Source organism: Streptomyces sp. MspMP-M5, from assembly GCF_000373585.1.
In the GTDB taxonomy this organism is placed as follows: domain Bacteria; phylum Actinomycetota; class Actinomycetes; order Streptomycetales; family Streptomycetaceae; genus Streptomyces.
Window position 1 is genome coordinate 24,996 of record NZ_KB891889.1, and the last position, 24,223, is coordinate 49,218.

Below are 24,223 nucleotides of genomic sequence, written 5' to 3' on the forward strand. Positions count from 1 at the left end.
TGCGTCTCTTCTCGAAGCTGAGGGTTTTGTCGGGGTTTGTGAGGTTGCTGTGCAACAAAAAACCCCTCGTGCCGTGAGGCAAGCGAGGGGAGCGCGCCGGTGTGGTCAGCTGGGTTCGTCAGGGGCCCAGCTTCAGCCGACGCGCTTTCCAAGTACGAGAATTCGGGTGCGCATGGCACTGACCCTCCCCCTCCTGTGCACCGAGTGTCAAGTGGGTGGGACGGAGGTCTCACTATTTGGGCGCAACGGGGGATGCCTCCGCGTCACCGGCCGGGGTGGAGCGCCCGACCGGACGGCTGCCGCTGAGCACCACCGCCCTGCCCTGGCCGGTCAGATCCGGCACCGGGTAGCTGCCGCGGGTCAGCGCGCGGCGCAGCCGGGGCTCCTCCAGCGGCCCGGAGAAAGCCAGGCCCATGCCGTGTGTGCACCCCATCGCGCGCAGTACCAGCACCTGCTCGGGCAGGTCCACGCCCTCCGCGACCGACTGCATGCCGAGGTCGGCGGCGATCCGCAGCATCCCGGCGGTGATCTTGTGCAGCCGGGCGGACTCCACCATGCCGTCGATCAGCCCGCGGTCCAGCCGCAGGACGTCGATGGGCAGTCGGCGCAGCGCGGTCATCGCGGCGTACCCGCTGCCGTCCAGTGCGATCCGTACGCCCAGCCGGCGCAGCGCGGCCAGCCGGCGCTCCAGGTCGTCGAGCGGGATCCGGGGGTCGCTTTCGGACAACTCCAGGACGAGCGCGCCCGAGGGGAGGCCGTGCCGGGCGAGCAGCGCCTCGATGGCCTTCGGGGTGAGCGCGCGGTCCAGCAGGCGCCGCGCGGAGAGCCGGACCGCGACCGGGACCTGGTGGCCCGCGCGGTGCCGGGCGGCGGCCTGTTCCACGGCCTCCTCCAGCTGCCAGCGGCCGAGTTCGGCGGCGCGCTCGCCGCCCTCGTCGGTCAGCCGCCCGCGGTCGCCGACCCGCAGGAACTCGGCCGGGGTGAAGAGGATGCCCTCGGCGGACCGCCAGCGGGCGTGCGCGGCGACCGCGGTGATCCGGCCGCCGGCCAGCTCGACCACCGGCTGGTGGAGCAGCGCGAACTCGCCGTCCTGGAGGGCGGTGCGGAGCTTGCCGACGAGCTCGGCGCGGTGCGCGACCTCGTCCTGCATCTGCGGGGCGTAGAGCTCGACGCGGCCCTTGCCGGCCTGCTTGGCGCGGTACATCGCCAGGTCGGCGTTGCGCAGCAGGCCCGCGGGGCTGACGCCTGGTTCGGCGAAGGCGACGCCGATGCTGGCCGCGACCCGGACGTCCCGGCCGTCGATGCGGTAGGGCTCGGACAGCCGGACGCGCAGCCGGTCGGCGATCTCCAGGATGCGGAACTCCCGGGCGGCGCGGTCGCGGGTGCCGTCACCGGTGATGAGGGCGGCGAACTCGTCGCCGCCGAGCCGGGCCGCTATGTCGCCGGCCCGCACCGACTCGGCGAGCCTGCGGGCCGCCTGGATCAGCAGCTCGTCGCCCGCCTGGTGGCCGATGGTGTCGTTGACCTGCTTGAAGCCGTCGAGGTCGATGTAGAGCACGGCGGTGTCGTGGTCGCTGGCCCGGCGGCCGGTGACGGCCTTGGTGACCCGCTCGGTGAAGAGCGCGCGGTTGGGCAGGTCGGTGAGCGCGTCGTGCGAGGCGTTGTGCTGGAGCTGGGCCTGGAGCCGGACGCGCTCGGTGACGTCGCGGGAGTTGAAGATCAGGCCGCCGTGGTGGCGGTTGACCGTGGACTCGACGTTCAGCCAGCCTCCCCCACTCTCGGCTTCGCTCGAGCGGGAGGTGCCCCCACCGCCGGCGCGCTTCCCGCCGGCGCGGAAGCGGCACTCGATCCGGGTGGTCGGCTCGGCCTCGGGCGAGGCGGCGAGGAAGCGGCGGACCTCATGGACCACCCGGCCCAGGTCCTCGGGGTGGATCAGCGAGGCCAGCTCGGAGCCGACCAGTTCCTCCGCGTCGCGGCCGTAGACCCCGGCGGCGGCGGGGCTGACGTAGCGCAGCACACCGGTCGGCGCGGCGATCATGATGACGTCGCTGGAGCCCTGCACCAGGGAGCGGAAGTGGTTCTCCTGCTGCGCGAGTTCCTGGGTGAGGGTGATGTTGTCGAGCAGCATGATGCCCTGCCGGACGACCAGGGCCAGCACGACCGTGCAGCCGGTGAAGAGCACCACGCGGTCGATGCGGCGCCCGTCCAGGACGTTGGTGAGGATGCCCAACGTGCAGACGGCGGCGGCCAGATACGGGGTCAGGGCGGCCAGCGAGCCGGCGATGGGGCGGCTGCCGGACGGCTGCGGACGGCGCGCCCCGGGGCCGCGGCCCTCGGCGGCGGTCGCCGCGGCGGTCCGGCGGCCCACCCACGGGGCGTACGCGAAGAGCATCGAGCCGGCGAACCAGCCGGCGTCCAGGATCTGGCCGGAGCGGTAGTGGTCGTGCAGCAGCGGGGAGCTGAACAGCGCGTCGCACAGCACCGTCAGCGCCAGGGCCGCGATGGCGGTGTTGATCGCCGAGCGGTGCACCGAGGAGCGCCGGAAGTGCAGCGCCAGGACCATGCTGACCAGCACGATGTCCAGCAGCGGGTAGGCCAGCGAGAGGGCGCTCTGGGCGACCGTGCGGCCCTGGGAGTGCGCGGTGTGCGCGAGCGCGAGGCTCCAGGACAGCGTCAGCAGCGAGCCGGCGATCAGCCAGGCGTCGAGCCCGAGGCAGACCCAACCGGCCCTGGTCACCGGCCGCTTGGCGAGCACCAGCAGGCCGACGATGGCCGGCGGCGCGAACAGCAGGAAGCAGAAGTCGGCCAGCGAGGGGTTGGGGACGGTGGCCCCCCGGACGACCTCGTACCAGCCCCAGACGCCGTTGCCGAGGCCGGCCATCCCGGAGGAGACGGCGAACAGCACCCAGGCGGGGCGGAAGGGCGTGGCGTACCTGCGGGCGTACAGGCCGCAGGAGACGGCGGCGGCGAGGGCGGCCAGGCTGAGCCCGAAGTCCCCCATGATCGCGGCGAGTCGCGGCGATCCCCAGCCCATCGCGGAGCCGACGGCGTAGGCGCCGCAGACGACGGCCAGCGCGACCTGGGGCACCGGGTTCGGCGCGCCACCGACCTGTGCGGGCGACCGGGAGAGCATCGCCCCCGGGGCGCTCACCGTGCTCTCCCGTTCATCCGTGCCGGGCCGCGTCGGGAACGGTGCGTGCGGGGTCCCGGCGGCATCGCTGCGGGCGGTCGTGGATCGCGTGTCTCGCGGATCATCCATCGGCAGTACATCGCCCGTCGCCCCCCTCGGTTCCGGATCTTTCGTATCGCGCCGTGACGATCCCGGCGCATCCCCGCTCGGGACGATACACCAGATCCGTCACTCAGGGACATAGCGCCTCTACAGAGCGTGACCATCTAGGGATTTGTAGACACAGAGAGCAGTCCTACGGCCTCGTAGAGCGATCAACTCCGGATTCCGGTGCGGTGGCGACGACGTTCCGGACCGGCTCGCCGGCCGCGAAAAGCGCCAACTGACCGCGCAGCAGCCGCTTCGCACGGGGCAGGAAGGCAGAGCTGGGGCCCCCGACGTGTGGAGTGACGAGCACGCCGGGAGCGTGCCACAGCGGGTGACCGGCGGGCAGGGGTTCCGGATCGGTGACGTCGAGGGCCGCGCGCAGCCGTCCCGACGCGGTCTCCGCGAGCAGCGCGGCGGTGTCGACGACCGCTCCCCGGGCGACGTTCACCAGGAGTGCGCCGTCCTTCATCCGGGCCAGGAAATCGCGTCCTACCAGGCCACGGGTGTGCTCGGTGAGCGGAACGGCGAGAATGACGACGTCTGCGGCGGGCAGGAGGGCGGTCAGCTCGGAGAGTGGATGCACCGGACCGCGCACAGTGTCACGGGCGGTGCGCGCGATGCGCGTCACCCGCGCGCATTCAAAAGCCGTGAGCCGGTCCTCGATGGCACTGCCGATCGAACCATAGCCCACAATGAGGACCGACTTGTCGGCGAGCGCCGGCCGGAAGTCCGGCCGCCACTCCCCCGCGTCCTGGGCCCGGACGAACTCCGGGACACCGCGCAGCGATGCCAGCGTCAGGGTCAGCGCCAGCTCCGCGGTGCTGGCGTCGTGCAGTCCGCGGGCGTTGCACAACCGGGCGCCGGGCGGCATGCGGTCGAGCCCCGGGAGCAGGTTCTCGATCCCGGCCGTGAGGGCCTGCACCACGCGCACCCGGCTCATCCGCGCCAGCGGACGCAGGCAGACGTCGGAGGGCTTCATGTAGGGGACCGCGTAGAAGACGCAGCGGGCGGGGTCGGCGGGGTACTCGGGACCGGCGTCCCAGTGGACGTAGTCGAGGCCCTCGGGGAGACCGTCGATCTCCTCGGGCGGGATCGGGAGCCAGACGTCGCCGGAGGCCGGGTGCGGTGCTGCTGTTGCCATGGCCCGAGGCTATGCGAAGAGACGTTTGGTTCAGACGTTAGTTTGGTCTGGCCCTTGATCGGGGGCGAGGGGACGGAGGCACGACCAGGTGGAGCGCAGGACAATCGGCGCGGCGGCCCTGGAGGTCGGCGCGATCGGCCTCGGCTGCATGCCGATGAGCTGGGGGTACAGCGCGTCGCAGCGCAGCAAGGAGGGGTCGCTGCGGGCACTGCACGCCGCGCTCGACCGGGGGTGCAGCCTGCTGGACACCGCCGACATGTACGGCCCGTTCACCAACGAGTTGCTGGTGGGGCGGGTGCTCAAGGAGCGGCGGGAGGACGCCTTCGTCTCGACCAAGTGCGGGCTGCTGGCCGGGGACCAGCACATCGTCGCCAACGGGCGGCCCGGGTACATCAAGCGCGCCTGCGACGCCTCGCTGCGCCGGCTCCGGACCGACCGCATCGACCTCTACCAACTCCACCGCGCCGACCCCGAGGTGCCCATCGAGGAGACCTGGGGGGCGATGGCGGAGCTGGTGGCCGCCGGGAAGGTGCGGTCGCTGGGGCTGTCCGCGGTGGGAGCGCGCGCCGCCCGGCCTCCGCGTGCCCTCCGGGCGGGCCGGGCCACGCCCGGTACCCGGGTCCCGGGCCCCTCGGGGATGCACACCGGGACACTGCGTCAACTGGAGCGCATCCAGCAGGTGTTCCCGGTGAGCAGCGTGCAGGCGGAGCTGTCGGTGTGGTCTCCGGAGGCGCTGGTGGAGCTGCTGCCGTGGTGCGAGTCGCGCGGGGTCGGGTTCCTGGCCGCGATGCCGCTGGGCAACGGCTTCCTGACCGGCACGCTCACCCCCGGTCAGGGCTTCGAGCCGGAGGACATACGGGCCCGGCACCCGCGTTTCACCGCCGAGATGATGGCCGCCAACCAGCCGGTGGTGGCCGGGCTGCGGCGGGTCGGCGCCCGGTACGGGGCCACCCCCGGGCAGGTGGCGCTGGCGTGGGTGCTGGCCCAGGGACGCCATGTGGTCCCCGTGCCGGGGACGAAGAAGGAGCGGTGGGCGGTGCAGAACGCGAATGCGGCGGGGCTGGTGTTGGCTCCGGCGGATCTGCGGGAGATCGGGGGGCTGCCGGGGGCTTTGGNGNCCNGGNANTGAGCCGCTGCGCGGGGCTGGCTTCCCACGTTGTCGGGTTTCCCCGCCGTGGCCTGCGGCGCGGAGCCGCTGCGCGGGGCTGGCTTCCCACGTTGTCGGGTTTCCCCGCCGTGGCCTGCGGCGCGGAGCCGCTGCGCGGGGCTGGCTTCCCACGTTGTCGGGTTTCCCCGCCGTGGCCTGCGGCGCGGAGCCGCTGCGCGGGGCTGTTGGGTGCGGTGACGGGCCTCCGGGGTAGGGGTGTGCCGGACTGCTTCGCTTTACGTCCGGCACACCCCTACCCCGGAGGCCCGTCACCTCCCGTGGGTGGGTGGAGATCCGGTGGGTGGGGGCTGGCGTAAGTGGTGCTGTGCGGGTGGGTTGCGGCGTGTGGGCGGGGGTGGGATGTGGTGTTCTTGGGGCGTCGTCGACGAGAGGGCTGCTGTCGTGCAACGCCGTTTGCGGAGTGTGGTGTTGGTCGCCGTTTCGCTGGTTGTGGGGGCCGGGTGTTCGGCCGGTGGGGGTGGCGTCGGTGCGGCGGGTGGGCGGCCGGAGGCGTCTGTGGGGGCGGGCTCGCCGCGGCCGTCGGTGTCCGGTGTGGTGGCGCCTGCCAAGGGGGCCGTGCGGGTCACCGGGACGTTGGCCGGGGGGCTGAAGTCGCCGTGGGGCGTGGCCGTGCTGCCGGGTGGGGATCTGCTGGTCGGTGAGCGGGACAGCGGGCGGATCGTGCGGGTGGCCGCGCACGGCGGGAAGGTCACCGAGCTGGGGTCGGTCCCGGGGGTGGAACCGGGGAGCGAGGGCGGGCTGCTGGGGCTCGCGGTGCCCGCGTCGTTCGGCACCGACCACCAGGTGTACGCGTACTTCACCACGGCGTCCGACAACCGCATCGCGCGCATGATCTACGACGAGCGGCGGGAGCCCGGCAATCAGCTGGGCGCGCCCAACACCGTCTTCAAGGGCATCCCGCGGGGCCGGATCCACAACGGCGGGCGGCTCGCGTTCGGCCCGGACCGGATGCTGTACGCGAGTACCGGCGACACCGGTGACAAGGCGCCGGCGCAGGACAAGGGCTCGACGGCCGGGAAGATCCTGCGGATGACCCCGGACGGCGAGCCGGCGCACGGCAACCCGGAGGCGGACTCGGTGGTGTACGACTACGGGCACCGCAATGTGGAGGGGCTCGCCTGGGACGGCGGGACGCGGCTGTGGGCCTCGGAGTTCGGGGAGAACGCCTGGGACGAGCTCAATCTGATCGAGCCGGGGCGGAACTACGGCTGGCCGCAGGTCGAGGGGAAGCGGAAGGGCGGTTCGGTCCCCGCGGGGTACGCCGATCCGGTGGTGGTGTGGAAGCCGGCGGACGCCTCGCCCAGCGGGCTCGCGTACGCCAGGGGCTCACTGTGGATGGCCTCACTGCGCGGGGAGCGGCTGTGGCGGATCCCGCTGAACGGGACGCGGCCGGTGGCGGCACCGCAGGCGTTCCTGACGGGCGCGTACGGGCGGCTGCGGACCGTGGTGGCGGCCGGTGACGGGGCGTTGTGGCTGGTCACGAGCAATACGGACGGGCGCGGCACACCCCGCAAGGGGGATGACCGGATTCTCCGTCTGGAGGTGAGCTGATCCCTTTTGCGGGGCGGCTGCTTAGACTCGGTGGCGGGGACGGGTGGACCAGTGGTCACGCCGAAGGGGGCATCGTGTTCAACGTCGTGGAAGAGCTGTTCGCGCCCGGCCGGAAGCACACCGACGAGGAGCGGCAGCGGATGACGCTGGTGGTGGACGACGTCGGGGACGAGGATCCGGGGAAGGGGCCGATCGACCTGGCGTCCGGGGTGGTGGTCGTCCGGGCGGCGCAGGGGCAGCAGTCGTGATCCAGCCGTGGGCGGCCCGTTGCCTGTGAGGGTGGCCTCGGTGTCTGCGGGCCGGCCGGTGGTGTCAGGTGGCCGGTTCCATGGTGGGTGAGGGGTCGGCGAAGAGGCGGAGGCGGTGGGCTACGGCGCCTGCCTCGCCGCGGCCGGAGACGCCCAGTTTGGCGAGGATGTTGGAGACGTGGACGCTGGCGGTCTTCGGTGAGATGAACAGTGCGTCGGCGATCTGGCGGTTGCTGCGGCCGTCGGCGACGAGGCGGAGCACGTCCCGCTCGCGGGGGGTCAGGCCGAGGGTCTCGGCGGCGGACGGTGGTGCGGCGGCCGCGGGGCCGTTCGCCGCGGCCGGTGTCGTCCGGTCGGGGAGGGGTATCCGGGCGCGCTGGGCGAGGAGTTCGAGTTCGCCGATCAGGGGGCGGGCGCCCATCTCGACGGCGGCGGTGTGGGCCTGGCCGAGGAGCAGTACGGCGGCCTCGCGCGGGGTGCGGCGGTCGAGGCCGGCGGTGGCGCGCTCGGTGCCGTGCAGCAGGGACTCGGCCCAGCGGCGGCAGCACCAGGCCAGCTCGTGCGGCCGCTCCAGCGGCTCGAAGGCGGCGACCGCCTCGGCCCAGGCGTCGGGCGACTCCCGGCCCTCGGCGCGGCGGAGTTCGGCCTCGACCGCCGTGCCGTAGGCGTCCCACACCGGGGAGAGCCGGGCCAGCCGCTTGGCGGCGGCGCGGATGCGGGCGAGGATCCCGGGCCGGTCGGGGGCGGCGGCGGGCAGGCCGCGGGCGTCGGACTCGGCGGCGGCCGCCGCCCACAGCAGCGGCCAGGCGTAGCGGTGCAGTCCGGGGGCGGAGCCGGCCTCCAGGGCGGACCGGACGAGGATGGCGCGGGCGTCGAGGATGCGGCCCTGGCGGGCGGCGAGGCGCAGGGCGTGCCGGGCCATGGGCAGGGCGTGCTGCAGCTGGGGGTCGTGGGTGCCGTAGTGCTCCTGGGCGACGGCCAGTTCGCGTTCGGCGGCGGCGAGGTCGCCCTCGTCCAGGGCCAGGCCGGTGAGCCGGCTGGCGGCCAGGGCGATGGCGCGGTGGTCCTGGGCGAGGCGGCGGGCGTCGGCGGCGGCCCGGCCGGCCTCGGCCCAGCGGCCGAGGGACTGGAGCGACTCGGCGCGGTTGCTCAGCACCCAGCTGGCGGTGTTCTTCAGGCCGTAGCGGGTGGCGAGTTCGACGCCCTGCTCGGTGACCTCGACGGCCTCGCGGGACCGGCCGACGCCTTCGAGGGTGCCCGGGAGGTTGATGTGGCCGCGGCCGATGACGGCGAAGTAGCCGCCCTGCACGGCGCGGTCGAGGACGGTGCGGAACTCGCCGAGGCCGCCCTCGACGTCCCCGGCGTCCACCCGCAGCCCCGCCAGCGTCACCCGGGAGTTCAGCTCGGCCTCCTCGTCGCCCACCAACCGGGCCAGTTCCACGGCCCGTTCGGCGGTGGTGAAGGTGCCGGGGCCCGGTTCGTGGAGCATCTGCCAGCTGGCGACGGCGGCCATGACCGTGGCGTGCACGGAGGACGGCGGCAGGCCGCGCATCAGCTCCTGGGCCCGGCCCAGGTCCTCCCAGCCGTCGCCGCGGCCGGTGCCCTGGCAGAGCCGGGAGCGCTGCACCAGGAACCAGGCGGTGCGCAGGGGGTCGTTCTCGGAGCGCAGGGCGCGCAGGGCGCGTTTGGTGATGGTGAAGGCGCGCTCGCCGTCGCCGGAGAGCCGGGCGGCCACCGCGATCTCGGCGAGCAGGTCCAGGAAGCGCAGGGCGTCGTCGTCGCAGCCGCAGGCCGGGTACGCCTCGGCGTAGTCGACCGGGCGCACGCCCTGGCGGACCTCGGGGGGCGCGTCGTCCCACAGCTCCAGGGCGCGGTCCAGCAGCCGCAGTTGCTCGGCGTAGGCGTGCCGGCGGCGGGCCTGGACGGCGGCGGCGAGGACGGCGGGCAGCGCCTTGGCGGCGTCGTGGGCCTTGTACCAGTAGCTGGCGAGACGGGTGGCGCAGACCTCCGAGCGGACCAGGGACGGGTCGGTCTCCAGGGCGAGGGCGTAGCGGCGGTTGAGGCGGGTGCGCTCGCCGGGCAGGAGGTCGTCGACGACGGCCTCGCGGGCCAGGGCGTGCCGGAAGCGGTAGCCGGTGCCGTCCTGGGTGGGGATCAGGGTGTTGGTGCCGACGGCGGCCCGGAGCGCCTCGATGAGGTCGTCCTCGGGCATCTGGCAGACGGCGGCGAGGAGTTCGTGCTCGACGGTGGAGCCGCCCTCGGCGGCGATCCGCACCACCCGCTGGGCGTCCTCGGGGAGCGCCTCGACGCGCACCAGCAGCAGGTCGCGCAGCGGGTCGCTGAGGCCGTAGACGCAGCCGTCGGCGAGGCTGCGGGCCAGTTCCTCGACGAAGAAGGCGTTGCCCTCGGAGCGTTTGAAGACCCGGTCGACGGTGTCCTCCTCGGGCTCGCCGCCCTGGATGCCGGCGATCTGGGAGCGGACCTCGTCGCGGTTGAAGCGGTCCAGCTCGATGCGGCGGACGGTGCGCATCCGGTCGATCTCGGCGAGGAACGGGCGCAGCGGGTGGCGGCGGTGGATGTCGTCGGAGCGGTAGGTGGCGACGAGGAGGATGTGGGCGTCGTGGAGGGTGCGCAGGAGGTAGGCGAGCAGCTCGCGGGTGGAGCGGTCGGCCCAGTGGAGGTCCTCGACGAGGATGACGAGGGTGCGCTGGGCGGCGAGCCGCTCCAGGAGGCGGGCGGTCAGCTCGAAGAGCCGGGCCCGGCCCAGCTCCTCGTTGCCCGACTCGCCCGCCGGCTCGCCCAACTCCGGCAGGATGCGGGCCAGTTCGCCCTCCTGGCCCAAGACGGCGGTGGCCAGCTCGTCCCGGAGCTGGGCGTTGAGGCTGTGCAGGATCGAGGAGAAGGGGGCGAACGGCAGGCCCTCGGAGCCGATCTCGATGCAGCCGCCGAGCGCGACGTGGGCGCCGCGGGCGCGGGCCGTCTCGCAGAACTCCTCGACGAGGCGGGTCTTGCCGACTCCGGCCTCGCCCCCGATCAGCAGGGCCTGCGGCTCGCGGGACGCCGCGGCCCGCGCCAGCGCGTCGCCCAGCTCGGCGACTTCGGCCGCGCGGCCGACGAAAACGGGACTGAGGGGTCTGCTCTCCACGGTGCCGAGCATCGCACAGGGGTCCGACACTCCGGCAGTGGTGTGCGGCACACCCACAACTGCCCCTGTGGTGTCCACGGTCCGGGTGCGGTCAGGCGGCGGCGCGCCGGACGCGCCCCCACCGCCGGCCCCGGCCCGCACTCACCCGCCCTCCGGGTTCGTCCTCCCCGGAGCGGGCGGTGGCCCGCGGCGCGCGGGCGGCCTCGCGCGCCAGGCGGTGGCGGTCGGCCTCGCGACGCAGTTCCTCGTAGCGGACCCGGAGTTCGAGTTCGGAGGCGTACATGGTGGCTCCCCTTGGGACGCGGTGGTGGCGCCGGGCCGGTCGCCCGGCGCCTTCGACCACCACTCTCGTCGCCCAGGGGGGTCCGCCACATCGGGAGAGTTCCCGATCTTCGGGCCGTGGCGGGGCCGAGAAACCGGGGGCGGCGGGCGGCCGGGGGCTCAGAATCCCGCGCCCGGGGGCGTGCGGGACCTGAGAAATCCGCCGCCGCGCCCCGGGCGCCTTAGGCGCGCCCGCCGCCGGCCTTAGGAGCGGCTCAGGCGCCGCCGCCCGGTGCCTTAGGCAGGCTCGGCAGGCTCGCGAACAGGTCGAGGTACATGCCCGCCGAGACCAGCAGCCCGAGGAGGCCGAGCGCCAGTCCGCCCCAGGCCACGGCCCGCGCCCAGGTGCTGCGCCGGCCGGTCAGCACCACCGCGGCGACGAGCATGGCGAGCACCGCGAACACCCCGTTGACCAGGGCGGTGGTGTGCCAGGGGGCGCCGTAGAGGGTGGCGATCTGGTCGGTGGCCTTGCCGGACTGGAGCTTGATCTGGCCCAGCAGCGTCTGGCGTTCGGCGAGCAGGGTGCCGAGCCAGGTGCCGGTGACGGAGGCGAGGCCGAGCCCGGCCGCGACCACCGCGCCGGCGCCGGCGGCGGCACCGGACCGGGTGGGCTCGGGCTCCTCCTCCGGGGCGTCGGCCTCGTGCTCGGCGTCGGCCTTGTCGTTGTCGTTCTCGGCGGCGGTGTCGGTGTCGGCGGCTTTGTCGGTGCCGGTGCCGGATTCCGCGGCGGTCGCGGTCCGGCCGGCGGTGGTGCCGGCCTTGGCCTCGTCGGCTCCGGCGCCTTCGGCGGGCGGGCCGGCCGCCCCGTCCTCGGTCTCCCCGTTCTTGTGCGTCGCTTCCTTGATCGGCTCGTCGTCGGTTCGCTTGTCGGTCGTCGTTCCCATGGGCGCGACCGTAGGTGCCGCGTCTGAGAGTCCGATGAGAACCGGCCCGCGGCCCGCTCCGGGCGTCAGACCGCCACCGGGGGCCGGTCGTCCGCCGGCGGGGCGGGTGCGGCGGGCTCCGGCGGCGGTTCGATGCTCAGGTGCGGCAGGCGGCGGTCCAGCCAGGCCGGCAGCCACCAGTTGGCGCCGCCCAGCAGGTGCATCAGGGCGGGTACCAGCAGGGTGCGCAGGACGAAGGCGTCCAGCGCGACCGCCGCGGCGAGGCCGATCCCGAACATGGCGATGATCCGGTCGCCGCTGAGGACGAAGGCCGCGAAGACCGCGATCATGATCACCGCGGCCGAGTTGATCACCCGGCTGGTCTCGGCGAGCCCGACGCGTACGGCCCGCCGGTTGTCGCCCGTCCGCCGCCACTCCTCGTACATCCGGCTGACCAGGAAGACCTGGTAGTCCATGGAGAGCCCGAAGAGCACCGAGACCATGATCACCGGGAGGAACGGCTCGATCGGGCCGGCGCTGCCCAGGCCCAGCGCCTCGCTCCCCCACCCCCACTGGAAGACCGCCACGACGATCCCGAACGAGGCGGCGACCGCCGCGAGATTCATCAGGGCGGCTTTGACGGGGATGCCGACGCTGCGGAAGGCGAGCAGCAGCAGGACGGAGCCGAGGCCGATCACCACGCCCATGAAGAGCGGCAGTTTGCCGACGATGACGGCGGCGAAGTCGTCGTAGCCGGCGGTGACCCCGCCGACCCGCACCCGGAGCGTGGTGCCGTCGGCGGCGGCCGGCAGCACCGTGCCGCGCAGCCGGTCGACCAGGTCGGAGGTCCGCCGGGACTGCGGCGCGCTGTCCGGTACGACGGTGATCACGCCGGTGGCGTGGCCCCCGTCGAACTCCGGGCCGCCGACCTGGGCGACGCCGGGGGTGTGCCGGAGGGTGCCGGGGAGCTTGTCGAAGGCGAGCCGGTCGGTGGCGCCGTCCAGGGAACCGACCAGGGTCAGCGGCCCGTTGAAGCCGGGCCCGAAGCCGTCCGCCAGCAGGTCGTACGCCTTGCGGGTGGTGCTGGTCGCGGGGTCGTTGCCCTGGTCGGAGGTGCCGAGGCGGAGGCCGAGGGTGGGCAGCGCCAGGGCGACCATCACGGCGGCGGCGACGGCGCCGAGGAGCTTGGGGCGGCGGGCGACGAAGCCGGCCCAGCGGGCGGCGGCGCCGGTGCGCCGGTCGGGCCGCGGGCCCTCGGCGGCCAGCCGGCGGCGCTCGCGGCGGCCCAGCGCCCGGGTCCCGATCAGGCCGAGCAGCGCGGGCAGCAGGGTGACGGAGGCGGCGACGGTGAGGACGACGGTGAGCGAGGCGGCCAGCGCGACCCCGTTGAGGAAGCCCAGCCGCAGGGTGAGCATGCCGAGCAGGGCGATGCAGACGGTGGCGCCGGCGAAGACCACCGCGCGCCCGGACACCGCCACCGCGCGCACCGCGGACTCCTGGACGGTGAGGCCGGCGCGCAGCCCCTTGCGGTGCCGGGTGACGATGAACAGCGCGTAGTCGATGCCCACGCCGAGGCCGATCAGCATGCCCAGCATCGGCGCGAAGTCGGCGACGGTCATGGCGTGGCCGAGCAGGCTGATCCCGGCGGCGGCGGTGCCGACGGCGGCCAGCGCGGTGATGATCGGCAGCAGGGTCGCGGCCAGCGATCCGAAGGCGAGGAAGAGCACCACGGCCGCCGCGGCCAGCCCGATGAGCTCCGGCAGCCGTTCCTGTGGTGCCTGGGTGAGGGCGGCCCCGGAACCGCCGACCTCGACCTGGAGGCCGCCGCCGGCCGCCGCCCGCGCGGTCCGGACCACCGCGCCGGCCTGCGCCGGGGACAGGTCGTCGGGCGAGGCGCGGAAGGTCACCGCGGCGTAGGCGGTGTGCCCGTCGTGGCTGATCTGCCGGCCGCCGCCGGGCGCGTAGGGGCTCTGGACGGCGGCGACGCCGGGCAGCTCGGCGACGTCGGCGAGCGTGCGCTCCATGGTGGTGCGGACGTCGGCGGCGCGGACGCTGCCGGTGGCGGTGTGCCAGACGACGGTGTCGGTGTCGCCGGCGCGGTCCGGGAACGCCTTCGCCAGCAGCGCGCCGGCCTGCCCGGACTCGGTGCCGGGGACCGCGTAGTCGGTGGAGTACGCGGACCCGGCCAGGCCCGCCGCGGCGGCCGTCCCGGTGAAGGCGGCGAGCCAGAGGAGGATCACCACGAGGCGGCGCCTGAGGCACCAGCGAGCCAGAGCGGTCACGGGCTGCTTCCCGGTTGTGCGCCGAAAACTCCCGGGAGCGGGTGGTGCCGAACGCGGACGGACAGGGCTTGCGGAACGGGGACGGCGCGGGTCCGCCGCGGCCGTGCGCCGACGCGGCGGACCCGCTTCCGAGTGCAGGGTGTCAGCCCGAAAAGATCCTTTGTCCTCTTTGTGGACTTCCCCACAGAGAACGCCGAGGAGCCAACCCTGCTTGTTTATCGGGCGGTTACGCCCACCAAAAGCCCCTTAACGGACTTTCCGCCCCTGCTCCCCTCCCCCGCATGCCCCCGACGTCGCCGCCGTGCGTCAGGAACCGAGCAGCGCCGGCGCCAGCTCCCGCAGCTGCCCGAGCCCGAGATCGCCGCCGGCGGTGACCGGCTGGAGCGCCACATGGTCGGCGCCCGCGTCGTGGTGCGCCCGTATGCGGTCCCGGATCGCGTCCACGTCGCCCCACGCCACGATCGCGTCGACCAGCCGGTCGCTGCCGCCGTCCGCGAAGTCGGCGTCCTCGAAGCCCAGCCGGCGCAGGCTGTTCACGTAGTTGGGCAGGGCGAGGTAGAAGCCGAGGTGGTGCTCGCGGATCAGGGCCCGGGCCCGGGACGGGTCGGTCTCCAGCAGCACCGCCTGCTCGGGGGCGAGCAGCGGGGCGGCGCCCAGCACCTCACGGGCCCGGGCGGTGTGCTCGGGCGTGACGAAGTACGGGTGCGCGCCCGCCGCCCGCTCCGCGGCCAGCTCCAGCATCTTCGGGCCCAGCGCGGCGAGCACCCGGGCGGGCGCCGTGGCCACCGGAGCGCCGTACTCGGCCCGGTCCATCGCGTCCAGATACGCGCGCATCGCGGCCAGCGGCCTGGCGTAGGTGTGGCCGCGCCCGGTGACCTGCGGGGCGTGGCTGGCGCCCAGGCCCAGCAGGAACCGGCCGTCGTACGCCTCGGCGAGGGTGTGCGCGCCGGCGTTCATCGCGGTGGCGTCCCGGACCCAGATGTTGGCGATGCCGGTGGCGACGGTCAGCCGCTCGGTGGCGGCCAGCAGCAGCCCGGCGTGGGCGAACGCCTCCTTGGTGGACTGGGCCTCGCCGAACCACAGCGCCCCGTACCCCAGCCGCTCCACCCCGGCCGCGAACTCCCGCGCGGCCGCGGCCGACGCCCGGCCCAGTCCGCCGTGCCAGATCCCGACCCGGCCGATCCGCGCGGCGACCTCCCGCGGCCCCGGCACCGGAACGTTCTGCTGCGCCATGCCCCACTCCTCCGCTCTCCGGCGGGCGCCGCTGCTGCCGCTCCTGCCGCCGTCCTTGATCCTTCTCCGGTGACAGCGCCGGGACGGGCCACGGCATTCCGCCCCCGAAGAAAAACTTCGGCGTTCCCCGGCTCCGCGCCCCCGGCATCGTGGCGAGGCAACTCCCCGCTCGCCTACGGGCGGAGGCCCGGGCGAGCCTGGCCCGCGCCCGCGCCGGCCGACGCCCGGCACACGCGCAGCGGCCGCCCCTCCGAGGAGGAACGGCCGCTGCGGGACACGGGCGGGGATCAGCCCTCGACGCCGAGCTTCTCCAAGATCAGCTCGCGCACCCGGGCGGCGTCCGCCTGGCCGCGGGTGGCCTTCATGACCGCGCCGACCAGAGCGCCGGCCGCGGCCACCTTGCCGCCGCGGATCTTGTCGGCGATGGCGGCGTTGGCGGCGATCGCCTCGTCCACCGCGGTGCCTAGCGCGCCCTCGTCGGAGACGACCTTCAGACCGCGCTTCTCGACGACCGCGTCCGGGTCGCCCTCGCCGGCCAGCACGCCCTCGATGACCTGCCGGGCCAGCTTGTCGTTGAGCGAGCCCTCGGCGACCAGCGCGGCGACCCGGGCGACCTGCTCCGGGGTGATCGGCAGCGCGGCCGGGTCCACCCCGTCCTCGTTGGCGCGGCGGGCCAGTTCGCCCATCCACCACTTGCGGGCGGCGGCGGCGTCCGCGCCGGCCTCGGTGGTGGCGACGATCAGGTCGACCGCCCCGGCGTTGAGGATCGACTGCATGTCCTGCTCGGAGATGCCCCACTCCTCGCGCAGCCGGTTGCGGCGGACGCGCGGCAGCTCGGGCAGGCCGGCCCGCAGCTCCTCGACCCACTCGCGGGACGGGGCCACCGGCACCAGGTCGGGCTCGGGGAAGTAGCGGTAGTCCTCCGCCTCCTCCTTGACCCGGCCCGAGGTGGTGGAGCCGTCGTCCTCGTGGAAGTGCCGGGTCTCCTGGACGATCGTGCCGCCGGAGGAGAGCACCGCGGCGTGCCGCTGGATCTCGTAGCGGCAGGCCCGCTCCACGGAGCGCAGGGAGTTGACGTTCTTGGTCTCCGAGCGGGTGCCGAACTTCTCGGTGCCGTTGGGGCGCAGCGAGAGGTTCACGTCGCAGCGCATCTGGCCCATCTCCATGCGGGCCTCGGAGACGCCCAGCGCCTTGATGAGCTCGCGCAGCTCGGCGACGTACGCCTTGGCGACCTCGGGGGCGCGCGCGCCGGCGCCCTCGATCGGCTTGGTGACGATCTCGATGAGCGGGATGCCGGCGCGGTTGTAGTCCAGCAGCGAGTGCCGGGCGCCGTGGATGCGGCCGGTGGCGCCGCCGATGTGGGTGGACTTGCCGGTGTCCTCCTCCATGTGGGCGCGCTCGATGTGGACGCGGAAGACCTCGCCGTCCTCCAGCTGCACGTCGAGGTAGCCGTCGAAGGCGATCGGCTCGTCGTACTGGGAGGTCTGGAAGTTCTTCGGCATGTCCGGATAGAAGTAGTTCTTCCGGGCGAAGCGGCACCAGTCGGCGATGGTGCAGTTCAGGGCCAGGCCGATCTTGATCGCGGACTCCACGCCGGTCGCGTTGACGACCGGGAGGGAGCCGGGCAGGCCCAGGCAGGTGGGGCAGGTCTGCGAGTTGGGCTCGGCGCCCAGGGTGGTCGCACACCCGCAGAACATCTTGGTCTTGGTACCGAGCTCGACGTGCACCTCCAGACCCATCACGGGGTCGTAGGCGGCCAGTGCGTCCTCGTACGGCACCAGGTCGGTGACAGTCACGGTGAAACTAACCTCTCAGGTCCGGCGCCGGTCAGCCCGCGAGGACGTCGTCGTCGTTGAGACGGCGCAGTTCGCGGACGAGCAGGGCGACGCCGGTGACGATGGCGGCGGCGGAGACAACGGCGTCGACCAGCTGGAGCGTGTCGTGCTCGCCCCTGGCCTTCTTCGCCTGCTTGACGACGCTCACCGCGCCGAACAGCGTGGTGCCGATGGACAGGTACGTGCCGGGCTTGGACTTCTTGAAGTTCTTCGCCTTGGCCAGCTTTCCGCTCACAGCTCTCCTCCGAGGTCCTCGTTCTGCCCCAGTGCCCGGACGGCCTGGGCGGTGCCCGCAATTCCGCTCACAGCGCCGGTGCCTCCTCCAGAAGCGGGTGGCCCCACTTCTCGCCGAGCGCGGACTCGACCGCGGCACCGACCTTGTAGAGCCGGTCGTCGGCCATGGCGGGGGCGATGATCTGGAGCCCCACCGGCAGCCCGTCCTCGGGGGCCAGTCCGCAGGGCAGCGACATGGCGGCGTTGCCCGCGAGGTTGGCGGGGATGGTGCACACGTCGGCGAGGTACATCGCCATCGGGTCGTCGGTGCGCTCGCCGATCGGGAACGCGGTGGTCGGCGTGGTCGGCGAGATGATCACGTCGACCTGCTCGAAGGCCCGCTCGAAGTCGCGGGTGATCAGGGTGCGGACCTTCTGGGCGCTGCCGTAGTACGCGTCGTAGTAGCCGGAGCTGAGCGCGTAGGTGCCGAGCATGATGCGGCGCTTGACCTCGGGGCCGAAGCCGGCCTCGCGGGTGAGCGCGGTGACCTCCTCGGCGGACTTCGTGCCGTCGTCGCCGACCCGCAGGCCGTAGCGCATGGCGTCGAAGCGGGCGAGGTTGGAGGAGCACTCGGAGGGCGCGATCAGGTAGTACGCGGCCAGCGCCAGGTCGAAGGACGGGCAGTCCAGCTCGACGATCTCGGCGCCCAGCTCGGTGAGCAGCGCCACCGACTCGTCGAAGCGCTGGAGCACACCGGGCTGGTAGCCCTCGCCGCGGAACTGCTTGACGACACCGACCCGCATCCCGTCCACGCTGCCGTTGCGGGCCGCCTCGACGACCGGCGGGACCGGGGCGTCGATGGAGGTGGAGTCCAGCGGGTCGTGGCCGGCGATGGCCTCGTGCAGCAGCGCCGCGTCGAGCACCGTGCGGGCGCACGGGCCTCCCTGGTCCAGGGAGCTGGAGAAGGCCACCATGCCGTAGCGGGAGACCCCGCCGTAGGTGGGCTTGACGCCGACGGTGCCGGTGACGGCGGCGGGCTGGCGGATCGATCCGCCGGTGTCCGTGCCGATGGCGAGCGGGGCCTGGAAGGAGGCCAGGGCGGCGGAGGAGCCGCCGCCGGAGCCGCCGGGGATCTTGGTGAGGTCCCAGGGGTTGCCGGTCGGGCCGTAGGCGCTGTTCTCGGTGGAGGACCCCATGGCGAACTCGTCCATGTTGGTCTTGCCGAGGATGACGACGTCGGCTTCCTTGAGCTTCTTGGTCAGCGTCGCGTCGTACGGCGGGAGCCAGCCCTCGAGGATCTTCGAGCCGACGGTGGTCGGCATGCCCTCGGTGGTGAAGATGTCCTTCAGCGCGAGCGGGACGCCGGCCAGCGGGCCCAGCTTCTCGCCGCGGGCGCGCTTCTCGTCGACGGCGCGGGCCTGGGCCAGCGCGCCCTCGCGGTCCACGTGCAGGAAGGCGTGCACCTTCTCGTCGACGGCCTCGATGCGGGCCAGGTGGGCCTCGGTGACCTCGACGGCGGTGAGCTCGCCGGCGGCGATCCGCGCCACGATCTCGGCGGCGGTGAGCTTGATCAGATCTGCCATGGTGGTCACTCCTCCCCCAGGATCTGCGGCACCTTGAAACGCTGCTGCTCCGCGGCGGGAGCGCCGGAGAGCGCCTGCTCCGGGGTGAGCGACGGACGGACCTCGTCCGGACGCATCACATTGGTCAGCGGCAGCGGGTGGGAGGTCGGCGGGACGTCTTGACCGGCGACCTCGGAGACGCGGGCGACCGCGCCGATGATGTCGTCGAGCTGTCCGGCGAAGTGGTCGAGCTCTTCGTCCTTCAGCTCCAGACGTGCCAGCCGGGCGAGGTGGGCGACCTCCTCGCGCGTGATGCCAGGCATGCAGAGATCCTCTGGTGTTTTCGGCGGTGTTCTGGGCGGAGTGTTCCGGAAGGAGATTTCTGGGCGAATTCTCCGGCGGGGTATTCCGGCCCAATCCTATGGCGTACGGGAACGCTGCCGCGAAACGCTTTCGCCGGACCGTCGCGACGGGCTTCCGCACGGGCCGCCGGAAGGGGCGGGCCGGGCGGGTCGACGGGGGCCGCGGCGGCGCGGTCAGCCGCCGTCCGCGGCGGGGGGCCGGGGGGCGTCCGGCGGCTCCGGCTCACCGGGGTCGGCGTCGGCGCCGTCGGGCGGAGCCGGGGCGTCCGGGGCGCCGGGGGCCGGATCGTTTGTCCTGGGACCCGGCGCCGCCGGACCCCGGGGAGCCGGGACGCCCGGCGGGGGGTCGTCCGGAACGGATGGTTCCGGTGCGGGGGCGTCGGGAGCGGATGCGTCCGGTACGGGGTCGTGCGGAGCGATTGGCTCCGGCGCGGGGTCGTCCGGTGCGGGGTCGTCGGGTGTCTGCCGGTCCGGGCGGGGCCGGTCCTGGGCGGGTGCGGTGGTGTCGGAGCGGGGAGTTGGGACGGCCGGTGGCCGGGTCACTTCAGGACCTGTCCCGAAGGGCGCTCGGCTGCCTTCTCCGCCGCCAGGGCGGTCGTCTCCGACGCACGGCGCCAGCCGTGCTCACCGCGGGCCCGCAACCAGGCCGTGGTCTCGTCCGGTGGCATCGCGGCCGCCACCAGCCAGCCCTGGACGGCGTCGCAGCCCAGGTCGCGCAGCCGCTCCCAGGTCTCGTCGTCCTCCACGCCCTCGGCGACGACCAGCAGGCCCAGCGAGTGGGCGAGGTCGAGGGTGCAGCGGACGATCTCGGCGTCCTCGGTGTCGACGGCCAGCCGGGCCACGAAGGAGCGGTCGATCTTGAGTTCGCTGACCGGGAGGCGCCGCAGGTGGACCAGGGAGCTGTAGCCGGTGCCGAAGTCGTCCAGGGACATCTTCACGCCGTGGGCGGTGAGCCCGGCGAGGGTGTCGGCGGCCCGCTGCGGGTCCTCCAGCAGGACGTGTTCGGTTATCTCCAGTTGGAGGGCGCCCGGTGGGACGCGATGTCGGGCGAGCCGGGCGGCGACCGCGCCGGCGAAGCCCGGGGAGTGCACGTCGCGGGGCGAGACGTTCACCGCGACCGGCACCTCCAGGCCCATCGCGCGCCAGCGCGCCACCTGGGCGAGCGCGGTCTCCAGGACGTACTCGGTCAGCCGGGGCATCAGGCCGGAGGACTCGGCGATGGCGATGAACTCGTCCGGGGGGACCCGGCCGCGGTCCGGGTGGACCCAGCGGACCAGCGCCTCCAGGCCGGAGACATGGCCGTCGAAGCGGACCTTGGGCTGGTAGTGCAGTTCCACGTCGCCGGCGTCCAGGGCGCGGCGCAGATCGCCCAGCAGGCCGAGCCGGTCGGGGGTGTTGCCGTCCCGCTTGGCCTCGTAGAGCTCGACGCCGCTGCGGTCCCGCTTGGCCTGGTACATCGCCACGTCGGCGCGGCGCAGCAGGCCCTCGGCGTCCAGCGCGTGCTCGGGGAAAACGGCGACCCCCGCGCTGGCTTCGAGCACGAGGGTCAGTCCGTCGAGGTCCAGCGGGGAGCCGAGGGCGGCGACGAGGTTGCGGGCCACCCGCTGGGAGCTGGTCAGGGAGTCGGTGGCGGGCAGCAGGACGGCGAACTCGTCGCCGCCGAGCCGGGCGGCCTCGGCGCCGCGCGGCAGTGCGTGCCGCAGCCGGTCGGCGATCTGGAGCAGCAGCCGGTCGCCGGCGAGGTGCCCGAGGGTGTCGTTGACCGAACGGAAGCGGTCGAGGTCGATCAGGACGAGGGCGGCCCGGCTGCCGGACCGCCCGGCCTCGTCCAGGGCCGTCCAGGTGCGCTCCAGCAGGCGCTGGCGGTTGGGCAGGCCGGTGAGCGGGTCGCGCAGCTGCTCCTCGGCGCGTGCCCGGGCTATCCAGAGGGTGGAGTCCAGCGCGATCAGCGGGACCGCGAAGAGCGGCAGCAGCAGCGGGGCGCCCACCGCGCACACCGCGATCAGCGGGGAGATGCCGAGCAGGGCGATGCCGACCAGGGCCTGCCGCACCACCGCCGGGCGGGCGAGGACGGGCAGACCGCCGTCGAGCGGCAGCCGGCTGCACCACAACAGCCCCCGGCTGACGAGCAGATAGCCGCCCGCCATCACGACGACCTCGGGCAGCACGGAGAGGTCCCATTCCTCGGGGCCCCAGGGCCGGTGGACGTCGGGGTGCACCCCGCAGGCGGCCAGGCCGAGCGCGGCGGCGCCGATGCCGAGGAGGTCGACGGCCCCGTGGACCACGGCCTGTCGCCAGCGCTGGCGCCGGGCGGCGCCGACCAGGAGCACGACGGAGAGGCTGACCAAGCCGGCCGGCACCCAGCCGTACAGGAGGAGCACGGCGAGGGCGAGGGCCGCCCCGGAGCCGGTGCCGCCCCACCAGCGGTCGCGGCCGAGGGCGACCAGATGGCCGACGATGACGCCGGTCAGGACCGCCAGCGACCAGCCGACGGCTCCGCCGGGAAAGAGCGGTTCACCGCGGCCCAGGGCGTGCAGCACACCCGCGGCGAACACCACGCCCGCCGCCATGACCACGGCCGCGGGCAACGCGGGCACCACAAGCCGGCGGAGCCGCGACGCCGGAGCGGCACTGTCGGTCGGTTTCATTCCGATCCCTCTCACAGCCGGCTGTGCCCGCGCCACGACAGGCGCACACGTCAACAGTAGGACGCGGAAGGCCGCCACGGGCAGCGATCCGCAGCGGTTGCCCGAATGCGACCCGGCCTCCCAGATCAATCTGGTATGCGCCGATGGGGTGACACCTCACTCCTCCTCAGGCGGAGTGACCGCTACCGCTCGTGCCGCCTCGGGACCCTGCTCCAGCAGCACAGCGAAGCCGTCATCGTCCAACACGGGGACCTTCAACTGCATGGCTTTGTCGTACTTCGAACCGGGGTTGTCGCCCACCACTACGAATCCGGTCTTCTTGGAAACGGATCCGGTCACCTTCGCACCGAGAGCCTGCAGCGCCTCTTTCGCGCCATCTCTGGTGTGTGACTGAAGTGTGCCCGTTACCACGACGGTGACGCCTTCCAGCGGGCGCGGGCCCTCCTCGCCCGTCTGCTCCTCCTCCATCCGGACGCCGGCGGCCCGCCAGCGCTCCAGGATCTCCTGGTGCCAATCCACGGCGAACCACTGCTTGAGCGAGGCGGCGATGGTGGCGCCGACGCCGTCCACGGCCGCCAGCTCCTCCTCGCTCGCCTCGCGGATCCGGTCGACGGAGCGGAACTCGCGGGCCAGTGCCTGCGCCGCCACCGGGCCCACATGGCGGATCGACAGGCCGGTGAGGATCCGGGCCAGCGGGCGCTCCTTGGCGGCGCGGATGTTCTCCAGCATGGCGAGGGTGTTCTTCTTCGGCTCGCCCTTCTGGTTGGCGAAGAAGGTGACGACCTTCTCCTCGCCGGTCTTCGGGTCGCGCTTGGGCAGGCCCGAATCCGGGTCCAGGACATGGGACTTGATGGGCAGCAGCTGCTCGACGGAGAGGTCGAAGAGGCCGCCCTCGTCCTTCAGCGGCGGCTCGGCGGGCTCCAGCGGCTGGCTCAGCGCGGTGGCCGCGACATAGCCGAAGTTCTCGATGTCCAGGCACTTGCGGCCGGCGAGATAGAACAGCCGCTCGCGGATCTGGGCGGGGCAGGAGCGGGCGTTGGGGCACCGCAGGTCGATGTCGCCCTCCTTGGCGGGCTGGAGCGCCGCGCCGCACTCGGGGCACTCGGCCGGCATCACGAACTCCCGCTCGGTGCCGTCCCGCAGGTCGGCGACCGGGCCGAGGATCTCCGGGATGACGTCGCCCGCCTTGCGGATGACGACGGTGTCGCCGATGAGGACGCCCTTGGCCTTGACCACGTCCTGGTTGTGCAGGGTGGCGAACTCCACCTCGGAGCCGGCGACGGTGACCGGTTCGACGACCGCGTACGGCGTGACCCGGCCGGTGCGGCCGACGCCGACGCGGATGTCCACCAGCTTGGTGTTGACCTCCTCCGGCGGGTACTTCCAGGCGATCGCCCAGCGCGGCGCCCGCGAGGTGGCGCCCAGCCGGCCTTGGAGCCGGATCTCGTCGAGCTTGACCACGACGCCGTCGATCTCGTGCTCCACCGCCGTGCGGCGGGTCTCCGGGTCGCCGTAGTGGGCGATGAACTCCCGTACGGCGGCGAGGGAGTCGACGACGCGGTTGTGCGTCGCGGTGGGCAGGCCCCACTCCTTGAGGAGGCCGTACGCCTCCGAGAGGCGGTCGATCTCCAGGCCGTCGCGGGCGCCGAGGCCGTGCACCACCATGTGCAGCGGGCGGGTGGCGGTGACCTTGGGGTCCTTCTGGCGCAGCGAACCGGCCGCGGCGTTGCGGGGGTTGGCGAACGGCGGCTTGCCGTCGGCCACCAGGCGCTCGTTGAGCTCCAGGAACCGTTCCATCGGGAAGTAGACCTCGCCGCGGATCTCGACCAGGTCGGGGATCCGGTCGCCGCGGAGGCGGTGCGGGATCTCGGCGATGGTGCGGACGTTGGGCGTGATGTCCTCGCCGGTGCGGCCGTCGCCGCGGGTGGCGGCGCGGGTGAGGCGGCCGTGCTCGTAGGTGAGGTTGACCGCGAGGCCGTCGACCTTGAGCTCGCACAGGAAGTGGTAGCCGGCGCTCTTCGGGTCGCCGCCCAGTTCGGTGGCGAGCCGCTCGGCCCAGGCCGCCAGCTCCTCGTCGTCGAAGGCGTTGTCCAGCGAGAGCATCCGCTCGCGGTGGGCGACCTCGGTGAACTCCGTGGCGTACGACCCGGCGACCTTCTGGGTCGGGGAATCGGGCGTGCGCAGCTCGGGGTGCTCGTCCTCCAGTGCCTCCAGGGAGCGCAGCAGCCGGTCGAACTCCGCGTCGCTGACGACCGGGGCGTCCTTCACGTAGTAGCGGAAGCGGTGCTCCTCGATCTGCTCAGCGAGCTGCGCGTGCTTCTCCCGTGCCGCGGCGGGCACCTCGGATGCCGCCGCGTGCTGTTCGCCAGCCACC

The 24,223-nt window shown here is 73.7% G+C and carries 15 protein-coding genes and 1 pseudogene; 3 read left to right on the forward strand and 13 right to left on the reverse strand.

The features are described 5' to 3' along the window. Positions 1 to 232 precede the first annotated feature (232 nt). Both B073_RS40140 and B073_RS0116480 read right to left on the reverse strand, forming a co-directional pair. Positions 233 to 3,151 (reverse strand): putative bifunctional diguanylate cyclase/phosphodiesterase, encoded by a 2,919-nt coding sequence (locus B073_RS40140; protein ID WP_420706441.1) that lies wholly within the window; start codon positions 3,149 to 3,151, stop codon positions 233 to 235. A 274-nt stretch (positions 3,152 to 3,425) separates the two neighbouring features. Continuing rightward, positions 3,426 to 4,418 (reverse strand): 2-hydroxyacid dehydrogenase, encoded by a 993-nt coding sequence (locus tag B073_RS0116480; protein WP_018539189.1) that lies wholly within the window; start codon positions 4,416 to 4,418, stop codon positions 3,426 to 3,428. A gap of 88 nt (positions 4,419 to 4,506) precedes the next feature. On the opposite strand from B073_RS0116480, the pseudogene B073_RS0116485 reads away from it, so the two are divergent. The 3 genes and pseudogenes from B073_RS0116485 (at position 4,507) to B073_RS47165 (ending at position 7,385) form a co-directional block, all read left to right on the forward strand. Continuing rightward, positions 4,507 to 5,547, forward strand: a pseudogene (locus B073_RS0116485) (aldo/keto reductase). A gap of 378 nt (positions 5,548 to 5,925) precedes the next feature. Beyond that, positions 5,926 to 7,137 carry a PQQ-dependent sugar dehydrogenase gene (locus B073_RS0116490; protein ID WP_202486930.1) on the forward strand — a complete coding sequence of 404 codons (1,212 nt, stop codon included), beginning with the start codon at positions 5,926 to 5,928 and terminating at the stop codon, positions 7,135 to 7,137. A gap of 74 nt (positions 7,138 to 7,211) precedes the next feature. Then, positions 7,212 to 7,385, forward strand: coding sequence for a DUF6191 domain-containing protein (locus B073_RS47165; protein ID WP_018539192.1), 174 nt, complete (start codon positions 7,212 to 7,214; stop codon positions 7,383 to 7,385). Positions 7,386 to 7,449: 64 nt separating this feature from the next. Here B073_RS47165 and B073_RS0116500 read toward each other — a convergent pair whose 3' ends face one another. From B073_RS0116500 to ligA, 11 genes are all read right to left on the reverse strand, one after another. Beyond that, positions 7,450 to 10,542 (reverse strand): helix-turn-helix transcriptional regulator, encoded by a 3,093-nt coding sequence (locus tag B073_RS0116500; protein ID WP_018539193.1) that lies wholly within the window; start codon positions 10,540 to 10,542, stop codon positions 7,450 to 7,452. A gap of 79 nt (positions 10,543 to 10,621) precedes the next feature. Then, a complete protein-coding gene (locus B073_RS0116505) occupies positions 10,622 to 10,813 on the reverse strand; it encodes a hypothetical protein (protein WP_018539194.1) in 192 nt (63 codons plus the stop codon). A 253-nt stretch (positions 10,814 to 11,066) separates the two neighbouring features. Further along, a complete protein-coding gene (locus tag B073_RS0116510; protein WP_018539195.1) occupies positions 11,067 to 11,735 on the reverse strand; it encodes a hypothetical protein in 669 nt (222 codons plus the stop codon). A gap of 65 nt (positions 11,736 to 11,800) precedes the next feature. Beyond that, positions 11,801 to 13,996 (reverse strand): MMPL family transporter, encoded by a 2,196-nt coding sequence (locus B073_RS0116515; RefSeq protein WP_037811884.1) that lies wholly within the window; start codon positions 13,994 to 13,996, stop codon positions 11,801 to 11,803. Positions 13,997 to 14,302: 306 nt separating this feature from the next. Next, a complete protein-coding gene (locus tag B073_RS0116520; protein WP_018539197.1) occupies positions 14,303 to 15,229 on the reverse strand; it encodes an LLM class F420-dependent oxidoreductase in 927 nt (308 codons plus the stop codon). Positions 15,230 to 15,516: 287 nt separating this feature from the next. Beyond that, positions 15,517 to 17,025: an Asp-tRNA(Asn)/Glu-tRNA(Gln) amidotransferase subunit GatB gene (gatB, locus tag B073_RS0116525; RefSeq protein ID WP_018539198.1), complete on the reverse strand. Its 1,509-nt coding sequence runs from the start codon at positions 17,023 to 17,025 to the stop codon at positions 15,517 to 15,519. A 31-nt stretch (positions 17,026 to 17,056) separates the two neighbouring features. Then, positions 17,057 to 17,299 (reverse strand): membrane protein, encoded by a 243-nt coding sequence (locus tag B073_RS0116530; RefSeq protein ID WP_018539199.1) that lies wholly within the window; start codon positions 17,297 to 17,299, stop codon positions 17,057 to 17,059. Positions 17,300 to 17,366: 67 nt separating this feature from the next. Further along, the gene (gene gatA, locus B073_RS0116535; RefSeq protein WP_018539200.1) at positions 17,367 to 18,860 is read right to left on the reverse strand and encodes an Asp-tRNA(Asn)/Glu-tRNA(Gln) amidotransferase subunit GatA; all 1,494 of its coding nucleotides are present in this window, start codon (positions 18,858 to 18,860) and stop codon (positions 17,367 to 17,369) included. A 5-nt stretch (positions 18,861 to 18,865) separates the two neighbouring features. Continuing rightward, positions 18,866 to 19,162: an Asp-tRNA(Asn)/Glu-tRNA(Gln) amidotransferase subunit GatC gene (gene gatC, locus B073_RS0116540; protein ID WP_018539201.1), complete on the reverse strand. Its 297-nt coding sequence runs from the start codon at positions 19,160 to 19,162 to the stop codon at positions 18,866 to 18,868. A 578-nt stretch (positions 19,163 to 19,740) separates the two neighbouring features. After that, complete coding sequence (locus B073_RS0116545) at positions 19,741 to 21,849, reverse strand: putative bifunctional diguanylate cyclase/phosphodiesterase (RefSeq protein ID WP_018539202.1); 2,109 nt, start codon at positions 21,847 to 21,849, stop codon at positions 19,741 to 19,743. A 156-nt stretch (positions 21,850 to 22,005) separates the two neighbouring features. Further along, positions 22,006 to 24,222, reverse strand: a complete 2,217-nt coding sequence (gene ligA, locus B073_RS0116550; RefSeq protein WP_018539203.1) for an NAD-dependent DNA ligase LigA — start codon at positions 24,220 to 24,222, stop codon at positions 22,006 to 22,008. Position 24,223 lies beyond the last annotated feature (1 nt).